The organism is Kitasatospora sp. NPDC056531 (assembly GCF_042794375.1).
Taxonomy (GTDB): Bacteria; Actinomycetota; Actinomycetes; order Streptomycetales; family Streptomycetaceae; genus Kitasatospora.
The window spans coordinates 13964-36781 of sequence record NZ_JBHTTU010000025.1 but is presented as its reverse complement, the minus strand read 5'-3'; the positions used below and the strand labels follow the sequence as shown (position 1 = coordinate 36781).

Annotated in this window: 13 protein-coding genes and 1 pseudogene; all 14 read left to right on the top strand. The window is 73.1% G+C overall.

Annotated features, from left to right (window positions below; genetic code table 11):
* Positions 1-355 precede the first annotated feature (355 nt).
* A pseudogene (locus tag ACFQ87_RS21675) lies at positions 356-2128 on the top strand (putative bifunctional diguanylate cyclase/phosphodiesterase); the annotation flags it as partial.
* Positions 2129-2324: 196 nt separating this feature from the next.
* Complete coding sequence (gene gatC / locus ACFQ87_RS21670; RefSeq protein WP_030057414.1) at positions 2325-2621, top strand: Asp-tRNA(Asn)/Glu-tRNA(Gln) amidotransferase subunit GatC; 297 nt, start codon at positions 2325-2327, stop codon at positions 2619-2621.
* Between the two features lie 5 nt (positions 2622-2626).
* Positions 2627-4120 carry an Asp-tRNA(Asn)/Glu-tRNA(Gln) amidotransferase subunit GatA gene (gene gatA, locus ACFQ87_RS21665; protein WP_380612425.1) on the top strand — a complete coding sequence of 498 codons (1494 nt, stop codon included), beginning with the start codon at positions 2627-2629 and terminating at the stop codon, positions 4118-4120.
* Positions 4117-4377 carry a hypothetical protein gene (locus ACFQ87_RS21660; RefSeq protein WP_270143852.1) on the top strand — a complete coding sequence of 87 codons (261 nt, stop codon included), beginning with the start codon at positions 4117-4119 and terminating at the stop codon, positions 4375-4377. Before gatA ends, ACFQ87_RS21660 begins: the two co-directional genes overlap by 4 nt.
* Before the next feature lie 78 nt (positions 4378-4455).
* A complete protein-coding gene (gene gatB, locus ACFQ87_RS21655; protein WP_380612424.1) occupies positions 4456-5961 on the top strand; it encodes an Asp-tRNA(Asn)/Glu-tRNA(Gln) amidotransferase subunit GatB in 1506 nt (501 codons plus the stop codon).
* A gap of 255 nt (positions 5962-6216) precedes the next feature.
* On the top strand, positions 6217-6375 hold the full coding sequence (locus tag ACFQ87_RS21650) for a hypothetical protein (protein WP_380612423.1): 159 nt from the start codon (positions 6217-6219) through the stop codon (positions 6373-6375).
* A gap of 170 nt (positions 6376-6545) precedes the next feature.
* Positions 6546-9593 (top strand): AAA family ATPase, encoded by a 3048-nt coding sequence (locus tag ACFQ87_RS21645; RefSeq protein WP_380612422.1) that lies wholly within the window; start codon positions 6546-6548, stop codon positions 9591-9593.
* A 477-nt stretch (positions 9594-10070) separates the two neighbouring features.
* Positions 10071-13013 (top strand): putative bifunctional diguanylate cyclase/phosphodiesterase, encoded by a 2943-nt coding sequence (locus ACFQ87_RS21640; protein ID WP_380612480.1) that lies wholly within the window; start codon positions 10071-10073, stop codon positions 13011-13013.
* Positions 13014-13344: 331 nt separating this feature from the next.
* Positions 13345-15198 carry an acetolactate synthase large subunit gene (locus ACFQ87_RS21635; RefSeq protein ID WP_380612421.1) on the top strand — a complete coding sequence of 618 codons (1854 nt, stop codon included), beginning with the start codon at positions 13345-13347 and terminating at the stop codon, positions 15196-15198.
* A gap of 33 nt (positions 15199-15231) precedes the next feature.
* Positions 15232-15756, top strand: coding sequence for an acetolactate synthase small subunit (gene ilvN, locus ACFQ87_RS21630; RefSeq protein WP_097236150.1), 525 nt, complete (start codon positions 15232-15234; stop codon positions 15754-15756).
* Positions 15757-15892: 136 nt separating this feature from the next.
* The gene (gene ilvC, locus ACFQ87_RS21625) at positions 15893-16891 is read left to right on the top strand and encodes a ketol-acid reductoisomerase (RefSeq protein WP_380612420.1); all 999 of its coding nucleotides are present in this window, start codon (positions 15893-15895) and stop codon (positions 16889-16891) included.
* Positions 16892-17132: 241 nt separating this feature from the next.
* A complete protein-coding gene (serA, locus tag ACFQ87_RS21620; protein WP_380612479.1) occupies positions 17133-18713 on the top strand; it encodes a phosphoglycerate dehydrogenase in 1581 nt (526 codons plus the stop codon).
* A gap of 336 nt (positions 18714-19049) precedes the next feature.
* The gene (locus ACFQ87_RS21615) at positions 19050-19211 is read left to right on the top strand and encodes a hypothetical protein (protein ID WP_380612419.1); all 162 of its coding nucleotides are present in this window, start codon (positions 19050-19052) and stop codon (positions 19209-19211) included.
* A gap of 218 nt (positions 19212-19429) precedes the next feature.
* Positions 19430-22783 (top strand): S8 family serine peptidase, encoded by a 3354-nt coding sequence (locus tag ACFQ87_RS21610; protein WP_380612418.1) that lies wholly within the window; start codon positions 19430-19432, stop codon positions 22781-22783.
* Positions 22784-22818: the final 35 nt, after the last annotated feature.

Below are 22818 nucleotides of genomic sequence, written 5' to 3'. Positions count from 1 at the left end.
ATCCGTGTTGTTATCGTCCTGATGCAGCGTCACCGGGTGTCGTCCAGTGAAAGCGGGAATTGTGTCACTGTGCGACACCCGGGCGCGGTGGCGCGTTTCCGGTTGTCCGAAAGTCTGCCCACCGGGTGGACCCCGGCATACCCTGGAGCGCAACAGAGTGTCAGCAGGGGTGGGGGCACCGGCTGAGCCGGGGCTCCTCGGGGTCGCTCCATGCCCGGCAGCTGTCGGTACCAGCGCGGTGCCTCACCGTAAGGCGGCCTGACGGGGGCGGGCCCGACGGAGGACAGGGCTTATGGATCGTACGACCGGCGGCGCGCCCACGCGCCCGCCGCAGGGGGTGGCGGGTGCGGTCCTGCTGCTCGGCGTGCTGCTGGCCGGAGCCGCGCCGCTCATCCCGCTGGCCGTCCTGGTCTACCGGTACGAACCCGAACTGCTGCCGCTGTTCGCGGTGCCGCTGGCGGTGCTGGTGGCCGCCTGGCGGATCGCCCGGGACCGCGCCCGCGACCAGCTGACCGACCCGCTGACGGACCTGCCCAACCGTCAGGCCCTGCTGCTGGCCGCCCAGGAGGCGATCGCGGAGCGCGAGGAGGGCTACAGCGTCGGTCTCATCCTGCTCGACCTCGATCGGTTCCGATCACTCAACGACACACTAGGACACACGGCTGGTGACCGGCTGCTGGTTCACATCGCCCGCCGACTCCACCGCGCGCTGCGCTCCGGCGGCACGGCCGGCAGCGCCACCCGCGAGTCCATCGACGACGTCTTCGTCGGCCTGCCCCGGCACTACCGGCGCGGCCGCCCGATGGTGGCGCGGATGGGCGGCGACGAGTTCGCCGTGCTGCTGCCCGGCATCAACTGCCCGGACAGCCTGGAGCGGGTGGCCAAGGCGCTGATCGCCGAACTCGCCGCGCCGATCCGCCTGGACGGCCTGCTGCTGGTTCTGGAGGCCAGCGCCGGAGTCTGCGTCTACCCGCAGGACGCCCAGGACGCCGAGTCGCTGCTGCGCCGCGCCGACGTGGCGATGGGCCACGCCCAGCGCGAGTGCAGCGGCGTCGCCCAGTACGACGAGACCCAGGACGCCGACACCCCGTACCGGATCGGGCTGCTCGGGGACCTGCGCCGGGCCCTGGAGACCGGCGAGGTGCAGCTGCACTACCAGCCGAAGGTGGCCTTCGACGGCCGGGTGGTCGGCCTGGAGGCGCTGCTGCGCTGGGAGCGGCCCGGGCAGGGGAGGGTCTCGCCGGACGAGTTCGTCGGGCTCGCCGAGTCCAGCGGCCTGATGCCCCGGCTCACCGACTACGTGCTGGAGGCGGCCGTCGGCCAGCTCGCCTACTGGCGCGACATGGGCCTGCAGGTGCAGGTCGCGGTCAACGTCTCGCCGCGCGACGTGCTCAACCCCGGCTTCGCCCAGCGCGTCGCCGGACACCTCGTCCGCCACCAGGTGCCGGCCCACGCGCTCCAGCTGGAGATCACCGAGCGGCTGCTGCTGGACGACTCCCGGCGGGCCGCCGACACCCTGGCCGAGCTGCGCGGCTACGGCGTCGGGATGTCCCTGGACGACTTCGGCACCGGACACTCCTCGCTGGTGCGGCTGCGCAGCCTGCCGGTCGGCGAGCTGAAGATCGACCGCTCCTTCGTCTCCCGGATGGTCGCCGACGACCACGACGCGGCGGTGGTGCGCTGCTCGGTGGAGCTCGCCCACTCGCTCGGCCTGACCGTGGTGGCCGAGGGCGTCGAGGACGACGAGACCTGGGAGCGGTTGCACCGCATGGGCGTGGACGCCGTCCAGGGCTGGCTGGTGTCGGCCGCACTGCCCGCCGAGCAGGCCACCGCCTGGCTGCGGGTGCACCGCACCACATCCGCCCCGCCGGTGGAGCGCCTCGGCGCCCCGCCGCAGCTCCCGTCGATCATCAAGCCGGTCGCTCCGCCGGTCGCCCAGCCCACCCCGCTGCCCACACCGCTGCCCACCGTGATGCCCACCCCGCTGCCCCCGGTGCTGCCGCCGACGCTCCCGCCCGTACTGCCACCGGCCGTCCGGGCCGTGCCCTGCAGCCAGCCGTTGCAGGCCGCGCAGCTGGAGATCAAGGCGCCCGGCGCCCAGGGTTGGGCCCGCACCAGGCCGCAGTAGCCGCGCCTCGGGGCGCCGCGCCGCCCGTGTTGACGGGGGCGCACCGTAACTCGTTGGAAGGTGGCCGGGCCGGGCCCCATAGGATGGGGTCCAAAGACCACGAGGACGGAGCGCCGAACCCGGCTGCTCCTGCCCGGGCCCGGCACCGCCGAAGGCGACGCCGGGTCTCACCAGAACTCACCCTGAGGATCGCTGCATGCCTGGCATCACGCGCGAGGAGGTCGCCCACCTCGCCCGGCTGTCGCGTCTTGAGCTGAAGCCCGAAGAGCTGGACCACTTCGCCGAGCAGCTCGACGTGATCATCGGCGCGGTCGCCCGCGTTTCCGAGGTCGCCGGACAGGACGTCCCGCCGACCTCCCACCCGCTGCCGCTGACCAACGTCATGCGCGCGGACGAGGTGCGGCCGTCGCTCACCCCGGAGCAGGCGCTGTCCGGCGCCCCCGCCGCCGAGGAGCAGCGTTTCCGTGTGCCGCAGATCCTCGGGGAGGACTGACCGAGATGACCGAGCTGATTCGCTACACCGCGGCTGAGACCGCCGCCGCCATCGCCAAGGGCGAGGTGTCCGCCGTCGAGGTGGCCCAGGCACACCTGGACCGCATCGAGGCCGTCGACAAGAAGGTCAACGCCTTCCTGCACGTCGACACCGAGGGCGCGCTGAACGCCGCCAAGGCCGTCGACGAGAAGCGTGCCAAGGGCGAGGAGCTGGGCCCGCTGGCCGGCGTCCCACTGGCGCTGAAGGACGTCTTCACCACCAAGGGCATCCCGACCACCTGCGGCTCCAAGATGCTCGAGGGCTGGATCCCGCCGTACGACGCCACGCTGACCAGCCGTCTCAAGGACGCCGGCGTCGTCATTCTCGGCAAGACCAACATGGACGAGTTCGCGATGGGCTCCTCCACCGAGAACTCCGCCTACGGCCCGACCGGCAACCCGTGGGACCTCACCCGCATCCCCGGCGGCTCCGGCGGCGGTTCGGCCGCCGCGCTGGCCGCCTTCGAGGCTCCGCTGGCGATCGGCACCGACACCGGCGGCTCGATCCGCCAGCCCGGTGCCGTCACCGGCACCGTCGGCGTCAAGCCGACCTACGGCTCGGTGTCCCGCTACGGCCTGGTCGCCTTCTCCAGCAGCCTGGACCAGGGCGGCCCGTGCGCCCGCACCGTGCTGGACGCGGCCCTGCTGCACGAGGCCATCGCCGGGCACGACCCGCTGGACTCCACCTCGATCGACGCGCCGGTCCCGGCCGTGGTCGAGGCCGCGAAGCTGCGCGATGTCCGCGGCATGCGGATCGGCGTGGTCAAGGAGTTCGCCGGCGAGGGCTACCAGGCCGGCGTGATGCAGCGCTTCAACGAGTCGGTGGAACTGCTGCGCGAGCTGGGCGCCGAGGTCGTCGAGGTCTCCTGCCCGTCCTTCACCCTGGCGCTGCCGGCCTACTACCTGATCGCGCCGTCGGAGTGCTCCTCCAACCTGGCCCGCTTCGACGCGATGCGCTACGGCCTGCGGGTCGGCGACGACGGCAGCCGCTCGGCCGAGGAGGTCACCGCGCTGACCCGCGAGGCCGGCTTCGGCGACGAGGTCAAGCGCCGCATCATCCTGGGCACCTACGCCCTGTCCTCCGGCTACTACGACGCCTACTACGGCTCGGCCCAGAAGGTGCGCACGCTCATCTCGCGCGACTTCGACGCGGCCTTCGCCGGGGTGGACGTGCTGGTCTCGCCGACCACGCCGACCACCGCCTTCCCGATCGGCGAGCGTGCCGACGACCCGATGGCGATGTACCTGGCCGACCTGTGCACGATTCCGTCGAACCTGGCGGGCAACGCGGCCATGTCGCTGCCGGTGGGCCTGGCCCCGGAGGACAATCTCCCGGTCGGCCTGCAGATCATCGCGCCCGCGATGGCGGATGACCGCCTGTACCGCGTGGGCGGCGCCGTCGAGGCCGCACTCAACGACAAGTGGGGGCACACCCTGCTGGAGGAGGTACCGGCACTGTGAGCAAGATCGAGAAGGCGAAGGCCCAGTCTGCCTCTTTGAAGGGGTGGAAGCACAGCAAGCCCGGGCTGTGGCTGTCCATCGGCACCAGCGCCTTCGGCGCCATCTCCATCGTCAAGGACGTCCGCAAGGCCCGCGAGGAGAGCGACACCCTCAAGCTGGTCAACGCCCTGGTCGGCGCCGCCGCGCTGATCACCGGCACCGCCCTGCTGGTGCGCGAGCTGCGTCAGCTGGGCTCCGACGACGTGCTGCTGGGCTGAGCTGAGCGCCCCGGCCCGGCCCCGCGCCACGCGGCGGCCGGGCCCGTACCTCCCAAGCTTCAAGTGAGAAGGGACGCTGTGAGCGTCATGAACCTGGTCTCCTACGAGGACGCTCTCGCGTCCTACGACCCGGTGATGGGCCTTGAGGTCCACGTCGAGCTCGGCACCAAGACCAAGATGTTCTGCGGTTGCTCGACCGAGCTGGGCGCCGAGCCGAACAGCCAGACCTGCCCCACCTGCCTGGGCCTGCCGGGCTCGCTGCCGGTGGTCAACGCGGTGGGCGTGGAGTCGGCCGTCAAGATCGGCCTGGCGCTGAACTGCGAGATCGCCGAGTGGTGCCGGTTCGCGCGGAAGAACTACTTCTACCCGGACATGCCCAAGAACTTCCAGACCTCGCAGTACGACGAGCCGATCGCCTTCAACGGCTACCTCGACGTGCAGCTGGAGGACGGCTCGACCTTCCGCGTGGAGATCGAGCGCGCCCACATGGAGGAGGACACCGGCAAGTCCAGCCACGTCGGTGGCGCGACCGGCCGCATCCACGGTGCCACCCACTCGCTGCTCGACTACAACCGGGCCGGCATCCCGCTGATCGAGATCGTCACCAAGCCGATCACCGGCGCCGGCGAGCGCGCCCCCGAGGTCGCCAGGGCGTACGTCGCCGAGCTGCGCGAGCTCATCCGCTCGCTGGGCGTCTCCGAGGCCCGGATGGACAAGGGCCAGATGCGCTGCGACGTCAACCTGTCGCTGCGCCCGAACGGCACCGAGACGTTCGGCACCCGCTCGGAGACCAAGAACGTCAACTCGCTGCGCAGCGTGGAGCGGGCCGCCCGGTTCGAGATCCAGCGGCACGCCACCGTGCTGACCGACGGCGGCACCATCGTCCAGGAGACCCGCCACTTCCACGAGGACGACGGCACCACCACCTCGGGCCGGATCAAGGACAACGCCGAGGACTACCGCTACTTCCCGGAGCCGGACCTGGTGCCGGTGGCCCCCTCCCGCGAGTGGGTCGAGGAGCTGCGCGCCGTCCTGCCGGAGCTGCCGCGGGTGCGCCGTGCCCGGCTGCAGGCCGAGTGGGGGCTGTCCGACAAGGACATGCAGTCCGTGCTCAACGCCGGTGCGGTGGAGCCGATCCAGGAGACCATCGCGGCCGGTGCCCCGGCCGACCAGGCCCGCAAGTGGTGGATGGGCGAGCTGGCCCGTCGTGCCAACGAGACCGGCACCGAGCTGACCGAGCAGCCGATCACCCCGGCGCAGGTCGCCCGGGTCGCCGCGCTGGTCGGCGAGGGCAAGCTGAACGACAAGCTGGCCCGCCAGGTCATCGAGGCAGTGCTGGCCGGCGAGGGCGAGCCGGACGAGATCGTCGAGAAGCGCGGCCTGGCCGTGGTCTCGGACGACTCCGCGCTGGGTGCCGCCGTCGACCAGGCCATCGCCGAGAACGAGGCGATCGCCGCCAAGATCCGCGACGGCAAGGTCCAGGCCGTGGGCGCGCTGGTCGGCGCGGTCATGAAGGCCACCCGCGGCCAGGCGGACGCCGCCCGCGTGAAGGACTTGATCCTGGAGAAGCTGGGCGCTGCCTGAGTCCTGAGGGGCTCCTAGGCTGTCAACCCTGCCTTCCTAAGGCATCTAAGGCATCTAAGGCCCTCTAAGTAAGGCCTAAGGCCCGGTCTCACCTCCGTATTGGGGTGAGGCCGGGCCTTAAACCTTTTTCCAGGCCCGATCTAAGGCATCCGGGCCCCGGAAGATCGGGCACGCTCCCGATGTGGCACCCCCGCCTGGGGGAGGAAGCTCTTACTCGACAGCGAAACGCAGTGAAACCCAAAAGGGGAACCCGAAGTGATCGAGTACGAGATCATCCAGCAGCAGGCCCACGAGCTCGAGGCCCGCGCCGAACACGAGCGCCTGGTCCGCGAGGCCAAGGAGGCGCTCCGCCTGCGCCGCCGCCCGGTCGCCGCCCGCTTCCAGCGGCGCCCCGTGCGTCAGACCGAATGCTGACGGTCCGGCACCGTGACGGTGCCGAGGGAGTTCCGGAGGGGGAGGCGCCGCGGGGGAGCGCCTCCCCCTCCGGGCTTTCCTCCACGCCCTCGTCCACGCCCGCGTCCGGGCGTTCGCCCGGGGAGATAACCCCTCCTCCCGCCGCCACCGGCTATGGCATGCTCGCCTCCATGCAGCAGATATCGGTCAGTCCCGTCTTCGTCGGCCGCGGCAGCGAGATCACCGAACTGACCGAAGCGCTGCGCCGGGCGGGCACCGGCAGCCCCCAGGCCGTCCTGATCGGCGGTGAGGCCGGCGTCGGCAAGACCCGGCTGCTGGAGGAGTTCCTGCAGCGGGCCTGCGACCGCGGAGCGGTCATCACGCTCGGCAGCTGTCTGGAGGTCGGCGCCGAGGGCCTGCCGTACGCGCCGCTGGCCGCCGCGCTGCGCCGGCTGCACCGCTTGCTGGGCGCCGAACTGGAGGCCGCCGCGGCCGGCAGCGAGGGTCATCTCGCCCTACTGCTCTCCGAATTCGGAGAGGTGGACGGCGAACCCAACGACGAGTACAGCCGGGCCCGGCTGTTCGAGCACACCGCGAGGCTGTTCGAACGGCTCGGCGCGGAGCGTACCCTCGTCCTCGCCGTCGAGGACCTGCACTGGTCCGACCGCTCCACCCGCGAACTGCTGGCCTTCCTGGTGCGCACCCTGCACCGCTCCCGGGTGCTGCTGGTCGCCACCTACCGCACCGACGACCTGCACCGCCGCCACCCGCTGCGCCCCTTCCTGGCCGAGCTCGAACGGCTGCGCACCGTCCAGCGGTTGGAGCTGGAGCGGTTCCGCCGCCGCGAGGTCGCCGCCCAGCTGGCCGGCATCCTCGGCACCGCAGCCCCCGACCGCCAGCTGGTGGACCGCATCCACCGCCGCTCGGAGGGGAACCCGTTCTTCGTCGAGGAGTTGGCCACCGCCTTCCAGGACGGCTGCGGCGCCGGGCTGACCGACTCGCTGCGGGACATCCTGCTGGTCCGGGTCGAGGGTCTGGACGAGGAGGCCCAGCGGGTGGTGCGGATCGCCGCCGAGGGCGGCTCGCACGTCGAACACGCCCTGCTGGCCGCCGTCCTGGACGACGACGAGGAGGCGCTGATCGAGGCGCTGCGGGCGGCCGTCGGCGCCAACATCCTGCGCCCGGACAGCGAGGGCGAGGGCTACCGCTTCCGCCACGCGCTGGTCCGCGAGGCGGTCTCGGACGACCTGCTGCCCGGCGAACGGCACCGGATCAACCGCAAGTTCGCGCTCGCCGTGGAGGCCCAGCCGCACCTCGTCCCCGGTGACGCGCTGCCCGCCCGCCTGGCCAACTACTGGTACCAGGCGCACGACCCGGCCCGAGCCCTGCCGACCGCCCTGGACGCCGCCCGCGCGGCCCGCCGCCGCAATGCCTTCGCCGAGCAGCTCGGCCTGCTGGAACGCGCCCTGGAACTCTGGGACATGGTCTCCGAGGAGGTGCTGGCGCACACCCTGCGCCCGTACGACTGGGCCGAGACCTACCCGCCCGGCTCCTGCGACCACAGCTCCGCCGACGCGGACTGCGACCGGATCCAACTGGTCGACGTGCTGGCCGAGGCGGTGGTCGCGGCCCGGCGCTGCGGCGACCGCGAGCGCGGCCTGAGCCTGGCCAAACGCGGGATCCGGCTGGTCGACGAGAGCGAGCACCCGGTGCGCGCGGCCTGGTTCCGGATCAACCGGGCCCGGATGCTGGGCAACCTGCGCCGCTCCGGGGACGACGAGGAGATCGCCCGCGCGTACGCGCTGGTCGACCACCTGTCGCCGTCCGCCGTGCAGGCCGAGGTGTTCGCGCTGGCCGCCGGGACGGCGATGCTCAAGAAGGCCGGCCCCGAGCACATCGAGCTGGCCGAGCGGGCGATCCGGATCGCCCAGCAGGTCGGCGCGCACTCGGTCGAGGTGCACGCTCGGATGACCCTCGGCAGCCTGCGCCACGACGTCCAGGGCGACGCCGACGGCGGGCTGGCCGAGCTGGTCGGGGCGGTCGACGCGGCCCGCCGGCTGGGCGTGCCGGACCTGCTGCTGCGCGGCATCAACAACCTGGCCAGCGCGCAGCGCGGGCTGGGCCGGGCCGAGGAGGCCGTCCGGCTGGCCCGGGAGGGCCTGGACTTCGCGGACGGCAACGGCCTGCTGCGCAACGTCGGCACCATCCTGACCGGCAACCTGGTCGAGGCGCTGCTCGACCTCGGTCGGGTGCAGGAGGCCGACGAGGTGCTCTCCGCCTGCGAGCTGAGCAGCCTGAGCGGCACCCACGCCGAGTTCCTGGACCGGATGCGCGGCGAACTCGCCCTGCTGGCGGGGGACCTGCCCACCGCGGCGACCATGCTGGCCCAGGCCCGGGCGGCCAACCGGGTCGGCCAGGCCCAGCACAGCGTGCCGATCAGCCGGCTGGCGGTGCGGGTCGCCGCGTACGGCGGGCGGCCGCTGGAAGCCCGGGCCGAACTGCTCGCCGCGCTCGCCGAGGACGGGCGGATCGGCCACGAGTCCGACGTCTACCCGCTGCTGGCGGAGGCCACCGGGGTGGAGGCGGACAGCCTCGGCCTGCCCGAGGCCGAGGCGGGCCGGGCCGAGGCGCTGGCCGCGATCGCCGCGGCGGCCGCCGAACTGCGCCCCCGGGCACCGCTGCACCAGGGCTGGGCCCGGCTGCTGGAGGCCGAACTGGACCGGGCCCGGGGGGCGGACACCCCCGGGCAGTGGGCCGAGGTGGTCACCGCGCTGCGGGCGGCCGCACTGCCGTACCCGCTGGCGCTCGCCCTGCTGCGCGCCGGCGAGGCCGAGGTGCGGGCCGGGCGGCGCGAGGCAGCGGCCGAACTGCTGCGCGAGGCGGCCGAACTGGCGGCCGCCCGGGGTGACCGGCCGCTGGGCTCGCAGATCACCGCGCTGGCCGAGCGGGCCGGATTGAACCTGGCCCCGGCCGGCCGCCCGGGCGCCGAGGCCGCGCCGACCGGGGCCCCGGGGGACTCCTTCGCCCTCACCCCCCGTGAGCGGGACGTGCTCCGGTTGCTCGCGCGCGGCTGGACCAACCGGCAGATCGCCGAGGAGCTGTACATCTCCCCGAAGACCGCGAGCGTGCACGTGTCCAACATCCTGGGCAAGCTCGGGGTCGGCGGTCGCGGCGAGGCGGCCGCGCTGGCCCACCGACTGCGCCTGTTCCCCGACGACCTGGCCCCCTCGGGCCGCTGAGACCGCAGGAAGCCGACCGTGCCCGGACGGTCGGCGCGCGGCCCGGGTCGGGCGGGTGGGCGCCGTCGCGTGCTCCCGTGCGCGCCGCGTGAGCCCCCGCCCGCGCGCCGCTGCCAACCGGGCCGATCCGTCGGAATCGGGTGCATCCACCCGCCTTGTCGCCATTACTCTAAGTTGAGTGTGCGTGTCATTGAGTGACGGAATTGGTGTAGGGTCCCGATCGGGAGCATCGGTGCGGTGCGGCGACCGGAAGGCCGCCCACCCCCTGGGCCACCGTCCTGACGGGGCGCCAGGTCATCGCGTACGGCCGAGAGGTGCGCGGCCGGTGGTCCGTGGCCGGGGCGCCAGGCCCCGGGCCGGAGGGGGAGAGGCCGAGTGAGCTCCACCGACACGGTGCTGCCCGGAGCCGGACGGCCGGGTGTACCGCCCACCGACACGTCCGCCGTCGACCCGCCGGCACCCGCCCGACGCGGCCCGCTGCGTCGGCTCCTGGGGAGCCGCGCGCTGCCCGGCCTCGCCCTCGGCGGGCTCTGCCTGGCCTACGCGCTGGGCGCGGCCGCCGGCTGGGGATCGTGCCAACTCTCCATCTTCATGGGTGACTTCGGCCTGGCCGCGGCGGCTCTCGCGGCCGCCCTGTCCTGCCTGGTGTACGGCTGCACGGTCGGCGGGCACGCCCGCCCGGCCTGGCTGCTGTTCGGCCTCTCCTCGCTCATGGTCGCCTTCGGTAACGGCACCTGGGGCTGGTACGAGCTGGTCGTGCGCACCTCGCTGCCGCAGGACTCGCTCGCCGAGTACGCCTTCCTGCTGTTCGCCCCGCTCGCCATCATCGGTGTCCTGGTGCTCGCCCAGCGCCCGCGCTCGGCGGCCGGCTGGCTCTGCCTGCTGCTCGACGGCTGGCTGATCGCCGGCTCGCTGTTCACCCTCAGCTGGAGCCTGGCACTCGGCCGGATCGCGGCCGGCGAGGACGGCTCCCCGCTGCGCATCGCCCTCAGCCTGGCCTACCCGGTGCTGGACATCCTGCTGGTCAGCCTGGTGGTGGGCCTGCGCTTCAGCAGCCGGGACGGCAACCGGGCGGCCGTGCACACCGCGATGCTCGCGCTCGCCCTCACCGTGCTGTGCGACGCCCTGTTCACCTCCCCGGAGCTGCGCAGCAACTACCACTCCGGCGAACTGCTGGACGCCGGCTGGTTCTCCGGCAGCCTGCTGCTCGCCTGGGCGCCGTGGTCCCCGCGCTGGCGCCGTCCGCTGCGCGAGCACCCCTCGGCCGGCGGCCTGCCGCGCCGCCGGGTGGCCACCACCTTCAGCGCGCTCACCCCGTACGCGGCGGCCGCCGTGTGCACCGCCGGAATCCTCTACAACGCCCTCGGCGGGCGCGAGTTGGACCGGGTGGTGGCCGCGGCCGCCTGCACCGTCGGGCTGGCACTGATCCTCAGGCAAGGCGTGATGCTGCTCGACAACCTGTCGCTGGCCCAGGAGCTCGGCCACAAGGAGGCGCACTTCCGCTCCCTGGTGCAGGGGTCCAGCGACGTCATCATGATCGCCGGGGCCAACGGCGTGCTCTCGTACGTCTCCCCGGCCGCGCTCGGCGTCTACGGGCGGGACCCGGAGGAGCTGGTCGGCGGCAACCTGCTGGACCTGGTCCACCCCGAGGACGTGGACCGGGTGCTCTCCGAGGTCCGTCGCTACCTCGCGCGGGTGCGGCTCGCCGCCCACCGCACCCCGGGCACCGCCGAGCCCTCGGCCCGGGTGGAGTGCCGGATCAGCTCCGGGGCCGGCGAGTGGCTGCACGTCGAGTCGACGGTCAGCCGGCACCGCGACGGCCTGCTGCTCAACAGTCGGGACGTCACCGAACGCGTCATGCTCCAGGCCCAGTTGCAGCACAACGCCTTCCATGACCCGCTCACCGACCTGCCCAACCGGGCGCTGTTCACCCAGCGGCTGCGCGGCGCCCTCGGCGCCCGCGGCCAGCAGGGCGGGACGGGCGCCGGGATCGCGGTGCTCTTCCTCGACCTGGACGGCTTCAAGGCCGTCAACGACACCGCCGGCCACCAGGTCGGCGACGAACTGCTGGTGCAGGCCGCCCGTCGGCTGCAGGGCGCGGTGCGCTGCGGGGACACCGTCGCCCGGTTCGGCGGCGACGAGTTCGCCGCGCTGGTCTGCGGCCCGCTCGGCCGGCTGCAGGTCCAGGAGCTGGCCGAGCGGCTGCGGGTCGCGCTCTCCGCCCCGTACTGGATCGGCGGCGCCGAGCTCGGCGTCGCCGCCAGCATCGGCATCGCCTTCGGCACCCCCGAGCGGGGCTCGGCCGCCGACCCCAGAGCCGCGGCCGACGAGCTGATGCGCAACGCCGACCTCGCGATGTACCGGGCCAAGTCCGAGGGCAAGGGCCGGGTGGTGCTCTACGCCCCGGCGATGCGGGCCGACCTGGAGCGCCGCAGCGAGCTGGAGGAGCGGCTGCGGGTGGCCGTCCGGGAGGGCGGCTTCACCCTGCTCCACCAGCCCCTGGTCGACCTCGGCAGCGGCGCGGTGACCGGCGTCGAGGCGCAGGCCCGCTGGCGCTCGGCGGGCGGCCTGCTGCTCACCCCCGCCGAGTTCCTGCGTTCGGCCGAGCACGGCGACGCGGGCGCCCGGTTCTCCCGCTGGCTGGTGCACGAGGCGGTCGCGGCCGCCGCCGACCGGCGCGCCCTGTCCGGCCGCGGCCGCGGCGTCCCGGTGGCGGTGCGGCTCTCCGCCCAGCGGCTCTGCTCGCCCGGCCTGTACGAGGCGGTGGTAGCGGCGCTGCGCGACAGCGGACTGCCGGCCGGCGAGCTGGTGATCGAGGTGGCCCGGACGGGTCCGGACTCGCTCGCCGACGAACTCGGCCGCCGGCTGGCCGCGCTGCGCCGGCTCGGCGTCTCCACCTGGCTGGCCGGCTACGGCGCCGGGAGCGGCTCGCTGGGGGCGCTCGCCCGGCTGCCCTTCGACGGGCTCAGACTGGACCGCACGCTGGTCCAGGACCTCGGCGAGTCCGCGCTCAGCAGAACCCTGGCCGGGCACGCCCTGCGGCTCGGCCGCGACCTCGGGATGAGCACCGGCGCCGAGGGGGTGGACCTGCCCCGGCAGGTCGCCGCGCTGCAGGAGCTGGGCTGCCGCCAGGCCCAGGGCTCGGCCTTCGCCCCGCCGCTGGACGAGACCCGGCTGCGCCGGGCGCTGGCCCGCCGCGGCTACCCGCTGCCCAGGCCGCTCGGCTCGCACTCCTCCCGTCGCGGGTGCCTTTCCGCGGACACCCGGACGGGTGGCTGTACGGACGCCCCGGGAAGTCGAGTCGTAGATCACCAAGCAGTTCCCCAGCCCGATCACGGGGCCTCCGACCTGCCCGAACGCCGTGCCGTCGCCGGTCCAGGGGCAAGTCCGCATGGCGAGACGGTGATCCCACCTGCTTGACACGCCACCCCGGTCAGGAGGAAGGTCGTTGCCATGCGCACCCGAATTCTCGTACTTGGCGGGCGCGTCGGCTGAGTGGGCTCACACGCCCCGCTCGTGACAGACCGACGCGCCACCCCTCGCATGCCCTTGGGCACGAGGGGTTTTTTGTTGCACTGACGCTGTTCCACTTCCGTAAGACCCCTGGCCCGATTGCCCCGGGAAGTCCGATTCATCGGATTTGAGCGGGACGATGGAGGCAGAGCCGGCGATCGGCCCGGACCGGGACCCCGTCCTCGCAGTACCGGGGCCCGCAGCACCGGACCGGCAAAACCCGAGAAGAGACAGGCAGATGACTGAGCACGCCGCATCCCCCCGCCGCGGGGACAACCCGGCCGCCCACGCTCCCGCTCCCCAGCACGTCGCCGAGACCATGACCGGAGCCCAGTCGCTCATCCGCTCGCTTGAGGCCGTAGGCGCGGACACCGTCTTCGGCATTCCGGGCGGGGCCATCCTTCCCGCGTACGACCCGCTGATGGACTCCACCAAGGTGCGCCACATCCTGGTCCGGCACGAGCAGGGCGCCGGCCACGCCGCCACCGGCTACGCCCAGGCCACCGGCCGGGTCGGGGTCTGCATGGCCACCTCCGGCCCCGGCGCGACCAACCTGGTCACCCCGATCGCCGACGCGTACATGGACTCCGTGCCGATGGTCGCGATCACCGGCCAGGTCTCCTCCAAGGCGATCGGCACCGACGCCTTCCAGGAGGCGGACATCTGCGGCATCACGATGCCGATCACCAAGCACAACTACCTGGTCACCGACCCGGCCGAGATCCCCCGAGTGATCGCCGAGGCCTTCCACATCGCCGCGACCGGCCGCCCCGGCCCGGTCCTGGTCGACATCGCCAAGGACGCCCTGCAAGCCACCACCACCTTCCGGTGGCCGGTCGAGACCGCGCTGCCGGGCTACCGCCCGGTCACCAAGCCGCACGCCAAGCAGATCCGCGAGGCCGCGAAGATGCTGGTCAGCGCCAAGCGCCCGGTGCTCTACGTCGGCGGCGGCGTGATCAAGGCGCAGGCCACCGCCGAGCTGCGGATCCTCGCCGAGCTGACCGGCGCCCCGGTCGTCACCACCCTGATGGCGCTCGGCGCCTTCCCGGACAGCCACCCGCAGCACCTGGGCATGCCCGGCATGCACGGCTCCGTCCCGGCGGTCACCGCGCTGCAGAAGTCCGACCTGCTGTTCACCCTCGGCGCCCGCTTCGACGACCGGGTCACCGGCAAGCTGGACAGCTTCGCCCCGTACGCCAAGGTCGTGCACGCCGACATCGACCCGGCCGAGATCGGCAAGAACCGCCCGGCGGACGTGCCGATCGTCGGCGACGCCCGCGAGGTGCTCGCCGACCTGATCGTCGCCGTCCAGGCCGAGTTCGACGCCGGCCACAAGGGCGACTACTCGGACTGGTGGGAGAAGCTCAACGAGTGGAAGAAGACCTACCCGCTGGGTTACGAGCCGGCCCCGAGCGGCCAGCTCTCCCCGCAGCAGGTCATCGAGCGGATCGGCCAACTCGTCGGCTCGGACGCCATCTACGCCGCGGGCGTGGGCCAGCACCAGATGTGGAGCTCGCAGTACCTCCGCTTCGAGCGGCCCGGCACCTGGCTCAACTCCGGCGGCGCCGGCACCATGGGCTACGCCGTCCCGGCGGCGATGGGCGCCAAGGCCGGCCGCCCGGACAGCGCGGTCTGGGCCATCGACGGCGACGGCTGCTTCCAGATGACCAACCAGGAGCTGGTCACCTGCGCCCTGAACGGCATCCCGATCAAGGTCGCGGTCATCAACAACGGTTCGCTGGGCATGGTCCGGCAGTGGCAGACGCTGTTCTACAACCAGCGCTACTCCAACACCGTGCTGCACTCCGGCCCCGACCATGACGGCATCGAGCCGCCGGCCCAGGGCACCCGGATCCCCGACTTCGTCCTGCTGTCCGAGGCGATGGGCTGCGTCGGCCTGCGCTGCGAGCGCCCCGAGGACCTGGACGCGGTCATCAAGCAGGCGATGGAGATCAACGACCGCCCGGTCGTCATCGACTTCATCGTCCACCAGGACGCCATGGTCTGGCCGATGGTCGCGGCCGGCACCAGCAACGACGAGATCCAGTTCGCCAAGGGCGTCCGCCCCGACTTCGGCGACGACCTCGACTGACGGCCCCCTTATCCAGAACGACTGAGGAATCCCATGTCCAAGCACACCCTCTCCGTCCTGGTCGAGAACAAGCCCGGCGTGCTCGCCCGCATCGCCGCGCTGTTCTCCCGTCGGGGCTTCAACATCGACTCCCTCGCCGTCGGCCCGACCGAGCACCCGGACGTGTCCCGGATGACGATCGTGGTCAACGTCGAGGACCTCCCGCTGGAACAGGTCACCAAGCAGCTCAACAAGCTCGTGAACGTGATAAAGATCGTCGAACTCGACCAGGCCGCTGCGATCCAGCGGGAACTGGTCCTGGTGAAGGTCCGCGCCGACAACGAGACCCGGTCGCAGATCGTCGAGATCGTCCAGCTGTTCCGGGCCAAGACGGTCGACGTGTCACCCGAAGCGGTGACCATCGAGGCCACTGGCAGCTCGGACAAGCTGGAGGCCATGCTCCGGATGCTGGAGCCTTACGGCATCAAGGAGTTGGTCCAGTCCGGCCTGGTCGCCATCGGCCGCGGCGCCCGTTCCATCACGGACCGGTCGCTGCGCGCCCTCGACCGCAGCGCCTGAGCGAGCGCCGACTCAGGCGCCGGCGACCGACGCGAGCGCCGTCTCAATCCCTGAGGCGACGACCCCACACCACCCCCGGCTGCGCATACGGTAGAACCCGCGCACCCGGCACCAACACGCAAGGAGATGTGCCCCCGTGGCCGAGCTGTTCTACGAAGACGACGCCGACCTGTCCATCATCCAGGGCCGCAAGGTCGCGGTCATCGGCTACGGCAGCCAGGGCCACGCCCACGCGCTGTCCCTGCGCGACTCCGGCGCCGACGTCCGTGTGGGCCTGAAGCCGGAGTCCAAGTCGCGCGCCAAGGCCGAGGAGGCCGGCCTGCGCGTCGTCACCCCGGCCGAGGCGGCGGCCGAGGCCGACGTCATCATGATCCTGGTGCCGGACCCGATCCAGGCCGACGTCTACGAGGCCGACATCGCCCCGCACCTGAAGGCCGGCGACGCCCTGTTCTTCGGCCACGGCCTGAACATCCGCTACGGCTTCATCAAGCCCCCGGCGGACGTCGACGTCTGCATGGTCGCCCCGAAGGGCCCGGGCCACCTGGTCCGCCGCCAGTACGAGGAGGGCCGCGGCGTCCCGGCGATCGTCGCCGTCGAGCAGAACGCCACCGGCAAGGCCTTCGAGCTGGCCCTGTCGTACGCCAAGGGCCTGGGCGCCACCAAGGCCGGCGTCATCAAGACCACCTTCACCGAGGAGACCGAGACCGACCTGTTCGGTGAGCAGGCCGTCCTCTGCGGTGGCACCGCCGCCCTGGTGAAGGCCGGGTTCGAGACCCTGGTCGAGGCCGGCTACCAGCCGGAGATCGCCTACTTCGAGTGCCTGCACGAGCTGAAGCTCATCGTCGACCTGATGTACGAGGGCGGCCTGGAGAAGATGCGCTGGTCGGTCTCCGAGACCGCCGAGTGGGGCGACTACGTCACCGGCCCGCGCATCATCACCGACGCCACCAAGGCCGAGATGAAGAAGGTCCTCGCCGAGATCCAGGACGGCACCTTCGCCAACACCTGGATCGCCGAGTACAAGGCGGGTCTGCCCAAGTACAACGAGTACAAGACGGCCGACGAGAACCACCTGCTGGAGACCACCGGCAAGAAGCTGCGCTCGCTGATGAGCTGGGTCAACGAGAAGGCCTGAGCCCCTCGGGCCCGCTGATTTTGTAACGCCCTTGTACAAGTAGGCTGCTCCCGTCCGGGTGATTTCGCCGGACGGGAGCAGCTTGGCACCAAGCCCGTCGATACACTCCGAGTGCGCGTCAGGCCCACAGCGTCGTGCGTCTACCTACGCGGCATGCCACCTTCCCCCGCTCTCCACGCCACCCACGTGCGCCGGGGAACCGGACAGTTAAGGACACACTGTCGTGAGCACTGCGACCACTGTGAAATCTGGCGTCGTCCTGATCGCCGAAGAGCTATCGCCCGCCACCGTCGACGCCCTCGGCCCCGACTTCGAGATCCGCCACTGCAACGGCGCCGACCGCACCGAGCTGCTCACCGCGATCGCCGACGTGGACGCGATCCTGATCCGCTCCGCCACCAAGGTCGACGCCGAGGCGCTGGCTGCCGCCCGCAAGCTCAAGGTCGTCGCCCGGGCCGGCGTCGGCCTGGACAACGTCGACGTCGCCGCCGCCACCAAGGCCGGCGTGATGGTCGTCAACGCGCCGACCTCCAACATCGTCACCGCCGCCGAGCTCGCCTGCGGTCTGCTGATCTCGGTCGCCCGCAACATCTCCCCGGCCAACGCCGCGCTCAAGGGCGGCGAGTGGAAGCGCAACAAGTACACCGGCGTCGAGCTGAGCGAGAAGACCCTCGGCGTGGTCGGCCTCGGCCGGATCGGTGTCCTGGTCGCCCAGCGGATGTCCGCCTTCGGGATGAAGATCGTCGCGTACGACCCCTACATCCAGGCCGCCCGCGCCGCGCAGATGGGCGTCAAGCTGGTCTCGCTGGAGGAGCTGCTGGAGGTCGCGGACTTCATCACCGTCCACCTCCCCAAGACCCCGGAGACGATCGGCCTGATCGGCGACGAGGCGCTGCACAAGGTCAAGCCGACCGTGCGCATCGTCAACGCCGCCCGCGGCGGCATCGTGGACGAGGAGGCGCTCGCCGCCGCCCTGCGCGAGGGCCGGGTGGCCGGCGCGGGCCTGGACGTGTACGCCAAGGAGCCGTGCACCGACTCCCCGCTGTTCGCCTTCGACAACGTGGTCGCCACCCCGCACCTGGGCGCCTCCACGGACGAGGCGCAGGAGAAGGCCGGTATCGCGGTCGCCAAGTCGGTCCGCCTCGCGCTGGCCGGCGAGCTGGTACCGGACGCCGTCAACGTCCAGGGCGGCGTGATCGCCGAGGACGTGCGCCCGGGTCTGCCGCTGGCCGAGAAGCTCGGCCGGATCTTCACCGCGCTGGCCGGCGAGGTGGCCGTCCGCCTGGACGTCGAGGTCCGCGGCGAGATCACCCAGCACGACGTGAAGGTGCTCGAACTGTCCGCACTGAAGGGCGTGTTCGAGGACGTGGTGGCGGAGACGGTGTCCTACGTCAACGCCCCGCTGTTCGCCCAGGAGCGCGGCGTCGAGGTCCGTCTGACCACCTCCAGCGAGAGCCCTGAGCACCGCAACGTGATCACCGTGCGCGGCACCCTCGCGAACGGCGAGGAGATCGCGATCTCCGGCACGCTGTCCGGCCCGAAGCAGATCCAGAAGATCGTCGGCGTGGACGCCTTCGACGTGGACGTGGCGCTCACCGACCACATGGCCTTCTTCAAGTACGAGGACCGCCCCGGCGTGGTCGGCGTGCTCGGCCGCCACCTGGGCGACGCGGGCGTCAACATCGCGGGCATGCAGGTCGCCCGGGACGGCGGCAGCGCCCTCGCCTCCATCACCGTGGACAGCGAGATCCCCCAGGACGTGCTGACGGCGATCGCCGCCGAGATCGGCGCCCGCTTCGCGCGCTCGGTCGACCTGGGCTGATCCTCCCGGCCTGAACAGGGCCCGGACCGCCGTTCGGACGGTGGTCCGGGCCCTGCTGCGTACTCCCGGGCGGTTCCCGTCTCAGATACTAGGAAATCCAAGTATTCGTGCAGACACGGCCGGGGCGGAGCCTTACCGTGGAAGAGCCATACGGTGTGCCGCCCCTGTAGCCAGGGAGTGCGGCCCGTGTGCGCGTGCGCCATCACGGGCAGGCGATCCCTGCTCCCGCGCATACCCCCCTCCCGTCGCCCGCTGCCGCCCTTCCCGGGGCGCGCTGCGCGCGGCACCCTCCTCCTCGTGCTGCTCGTCCGCAGCGCCGCTTCCAAGGAGCCCGGTATGCCTCCCACCGCTGACCGTCACGTCACCACCGCCCCCGCCGCCACCCCCGTCCGCGCCCCGCGCCGTCGCCGGGCCGCCGAGCGGAACCCCTTCGCGGCCGCCGCGCTGCAGCGCTCGCTCGACCGCCGTGACAACGGCGGCGTGACCGGCCACAACTGAGCGGTGCCGCCGGTGGCGTTCATCGGCCTACTAGGCCGGTCGGGCTGACGGCAGGTCACTCCGTAGGGTGCAACTCGGGTCCATCCGAGGGAAGTTGCTCGCCCTCGCCGGCGCGATCATCCTAATTTGGGGCCCCCGGAAGGGTGATCGACGTCCGCGCGGGCGGGCGTCAGCGACACGCTGTGCGGATCAGTCCCCCGGCCGGGGGAGAGGGCCCAGTGCGTCTGCCACCCGTTCGCCGACCGATCGTCCGGATCGGTCTCACTCTGGTCCTGCTGGCAGCTGTGTTCATTCCGAGCAGCGCCGCGCTCGCCGCCACCCCGGCGGCCGGCGACCCGTCCGACGTGGGACCCCCGGGCCGGGGCCGTACCGCCTCCGTCCTGCTGGAGCTCACCACCGAGGCGGTCGGCCCCGCCTGGCGGCGGGCCGCCGAGACGGCCCGACGGACCCAGCGCTCGCCGGAGGCCGTCCGTCGGGAGGCCGCCCAGGCCGGAGCCGCCCAGCGCGGCCGGGCCGGGGACGCGCTCGACCGGCTCGCCGGCGCCGTCCACCGGGCGGCGCCCGCCACCCGCGAGCTCTACCGCACCCGCACCCTGCTCACCGGCCTCGCGGTCAGCGCGCCCGCCGACCGGCTGCCCGCGCTGCGGGCGCTGCAAGGCGTCCGGGCCGTCCACCCGATCGTGAACAAGCAGCGCGACAACGCCTACTCCGTCCCGCTGATCGGCGCCCCGAAGGTCTGGGAGGGCGACTCGGCCCTCGCCGGGAACACCGGCCGCGGCATGCGGATCGGGATCATCGACAGCGGCATCGACTACACCCACGCCGACTTCGGCGGCCCCGGCACCGAGGACGCCTTCCGCTCGGTCGAGCGCGGCAAGCCCGCGCCGGCCGCGCTGTTCCCCAACGCCAAGGTGGTCGGCGGCAAGGACTTGGTCGGCGACGACTACAACCCCGACCCGTCCTCCCCGCAGTACCAGCCCGTCCCGCACCCCAGCGACAACCCGATCGACTGCGTGCGCAACGGGCACGGCACCCACGTCGCCGGAACGGCGGCCGGGTACGGCGTCACCACCGACGGCCGTCCGTACACCGGCCCGTACCGGCCCGGGCTCGACCCGGCCTCGTTCAAGATCGGCCCCGGCGCCGCCCCCGGCGCGCAGCTCTACGGGATCCGGGTGTTCGGGTGCGACGGCGCCACCGACCGGCTCGCCCAGGCGCTCGACCTGGCCGCCGACCCGAACGGCGACGGCGACCTCGGCGACCGGCTCGACGTGGTCAACCTCTCGCTCGGCAGCCGCTTCGGCAGCCCCGACGACGCCGACTCCCTGGCCGTCGACCGGCTCGCCGCGCTCGGCACCGTGGTGATCGCGGCCGCCGGCAACGAGGGCGACGTCTACGGCATCGGCGGCAGCCCCGGCACCGCCGCCCGGGCCGTCACCGTCGCCGCCTCCGTACACGGGCACGCCGACGTGGACGGCATCACCGTGCTCGACCCCGCCCCGCTGGCCGGGGTCGTCCCCGGGCACTGGAGCGAGCGCTACCGGGGCTGGTCCACCGCCGAGGTGAGCGGCGCGCTCGCCGCGCCCGTCGACCAGGCGGACGGCTGTGCCGCGTTCAGCGAGGCCGACAAGCAGCGGCTCAAGGGCAGGATCGCGCTGCTCACCTGGCACACCGGCGACGCCGAGCGGGCCTGCAACTCCGGCCCGCGCGCCGACCACGCGGCCGACGCCGGGGCGATCGGCGCGCTCTACGCCGCCGACAGCGACCACCTGGCCGAGATCTCGGGGGACGACCGGATCCCGGCCGTGCTGCTCGCCCACGCCGACGGCGAGCGGCTGCTGAAGGCCGCAGCCGCCGGGGACGTCCGGGTCCGGCTCGCCGCGCCCGGCAACCCGCTGCACGGCTCGGTCCCGCAGAACCAGCCGTCCAGGGTGGACACCCTCACCGACTTCACCTCCCGGGGCATCGGCGTGCCCGGTGTGGTCAAGCCCGACCTCGCGGCCCCCGGCGAGACCATCTGGTCGGCCCTGGTCGGCAGCGGCAGCGGCGGCCAGCGCGAGAACGGCACCTCGATGGCCGCCCCGCACGTCGCCGGGCTGGCCGCGCTGGTCCGCGCCGCGCACCCGGACTGGCCGGTCGAGCAGGTCAAGGCCGCGCTGATGAACACCAGCACGGACACCTGGCTCGGCGACGACCACGGCGGGCCGGTCTACGGGCCCGAGCGCACCGGGGCCGGACGGGCCCGGGTCGACCGGGCGGTCCGCACGCCGGTGGTCGCCTACGCGGCCGGGGAGGGCGCCGAGGCGGGCAGCGTCGGGGTCTCCTTCGGTCCGGTCGCGATCGGCGGGCCGACGGCGCTCGGACGGGAGATCGAGCTGCGCAACTACTCGGGTTCGCCGCTGACCTACCGCACCGGCTATGCCGCCGCGACCCAACTCCCGGGCGCTTCCTACCAGGTGACGCCCGCCAAGGTGGAGGTGCCGGCCGGCGGCACCGCGCGGGTGAGGGTGACGCTGTCCGTACCGGGGGAGTTGGGGCGCACGCCGGACCCGACCATCGACACCCTGCAGGGTGGCAAGGCCCGCAGCTATCGGGGCGAGCTCTCCGGGCGGGTGCTGTTCAGCCCGGTCGACGGAGCGCTGCCGCAGCTGCGGGTGCCGGTGTTCGCCGCCCCGCGTCCGGCGAGCGACCTGACCGCGACGGCCTCCGTCCGGACCGCCCGGGACGGCACCCTGGTCACGCTCGGCGGCAGCGCGGCGCCCGGTGAGCGGCCCGGGCTGGTCAGCGCCCTCGCGCTCGGCGGCGAGGCCGCCCGCTGGCCCGACTGCCCGCCCGGCGGCGGCAAGGCCGTCGGCCCCGGCTCGGGCATCCGGCCCGGGGCCGCGGCCGAGCCGGCCGGCCGGCCGCAGGACGTCTGCGTCGAGCACCCCGGCGACCGGGCCGCCAACCTGCGGGCGGCGGGGGCGGCGGCCGACGCCGACCAGCTGTACGTGGGCGTGCGGCTGTGGGCGCCGGCGGCGACGCCGGTCGGGCTGTACGGGGTGCGGGTGTCGCTGGACACCGACGGGGACGGCGTCACCGACGTGATCCTCAAGGCCGACCGACTGCACGGCAGCGACGTCCTGGTCTCCCGCGCCCTGGACGCGCGCACCGGCGCCGAGCTCGACGTCCAGCCGCTCAACGCCCGCTGGGGCGACACCGACACAGAGCTGCTGGACAGCGACGTCCTGGTCCTCCCGGTCCGGCTGAGCGCCCTGCCGGGCGTCAAGCCCGGCCACAGCACCGTCCACTACGGCGTCTGGACCGGCGAAGCGAGCGGCGGCCGGCCCGATCCGGCCGACGCCTACTCGGCCATCGGCCTGCGCGGCACCGGCCCGACCGTCCCGCTGGACGTCCTGCACCCGGCCCTCGCCGTCCAGGCCGGCCTCAGCGGCCCCGCCGCCGTGGTGGCCCCGGCCGGCCCGGGCACCGTCCTCGACGTGCACCGAGCGGCGGGCGACAGCTCCCGGCTCCTATTGCTGCACCACCTCAACCCGGCGGACCGGCGGGCCCAGGTACTCACCCTGCCGTGATCACCGAGTAGCGGGGCGGTCCGCCGGGATTCCGG

Coding starts and splice junctions, on each gene's coding strand:
- gatA (WP_380612425.1), top strand. CDS start 2,627: ATGACCGAGCTGATTCGCTACACCGCGGCTGAGACCGCCGCCGCCATC.
- ilvN (WP_097236150.1), top strand. CDS start 15,232: ATGTCCAAGCACACCCTCTCCGTCCTGGTCGAGAACAAGCCCGGCGTG.
- gatC (WP_030057414.1), top strand. CDS start 2,325: ATGCCTGGCATCACGCGCGAGGAGGTCGCCCACCTCGCCCGGCTGTCG.
- ACFQ87_RS21635 (WP_380612421.1), top strand. CDS start 13,345: ATGACTGAGCACGCCGCATCCCCCCGCCGCGGGGACAACCCGGCCGCC.
- ACFQ87_RS21615 (WP_380612419.1), top strand. CDS start 19,050: ATGCCTCCCACCGCTGACCGTCACGTCACCACCGCCCCCGCCGCCACC.
- ACFQ87_RS21645 (WP_380612422.1), top strand. CDS start 6,546: ATGCAGCAGATATCGGTCAGTCCCGTCTTCGTCGGCCGCGGCAGCGAG.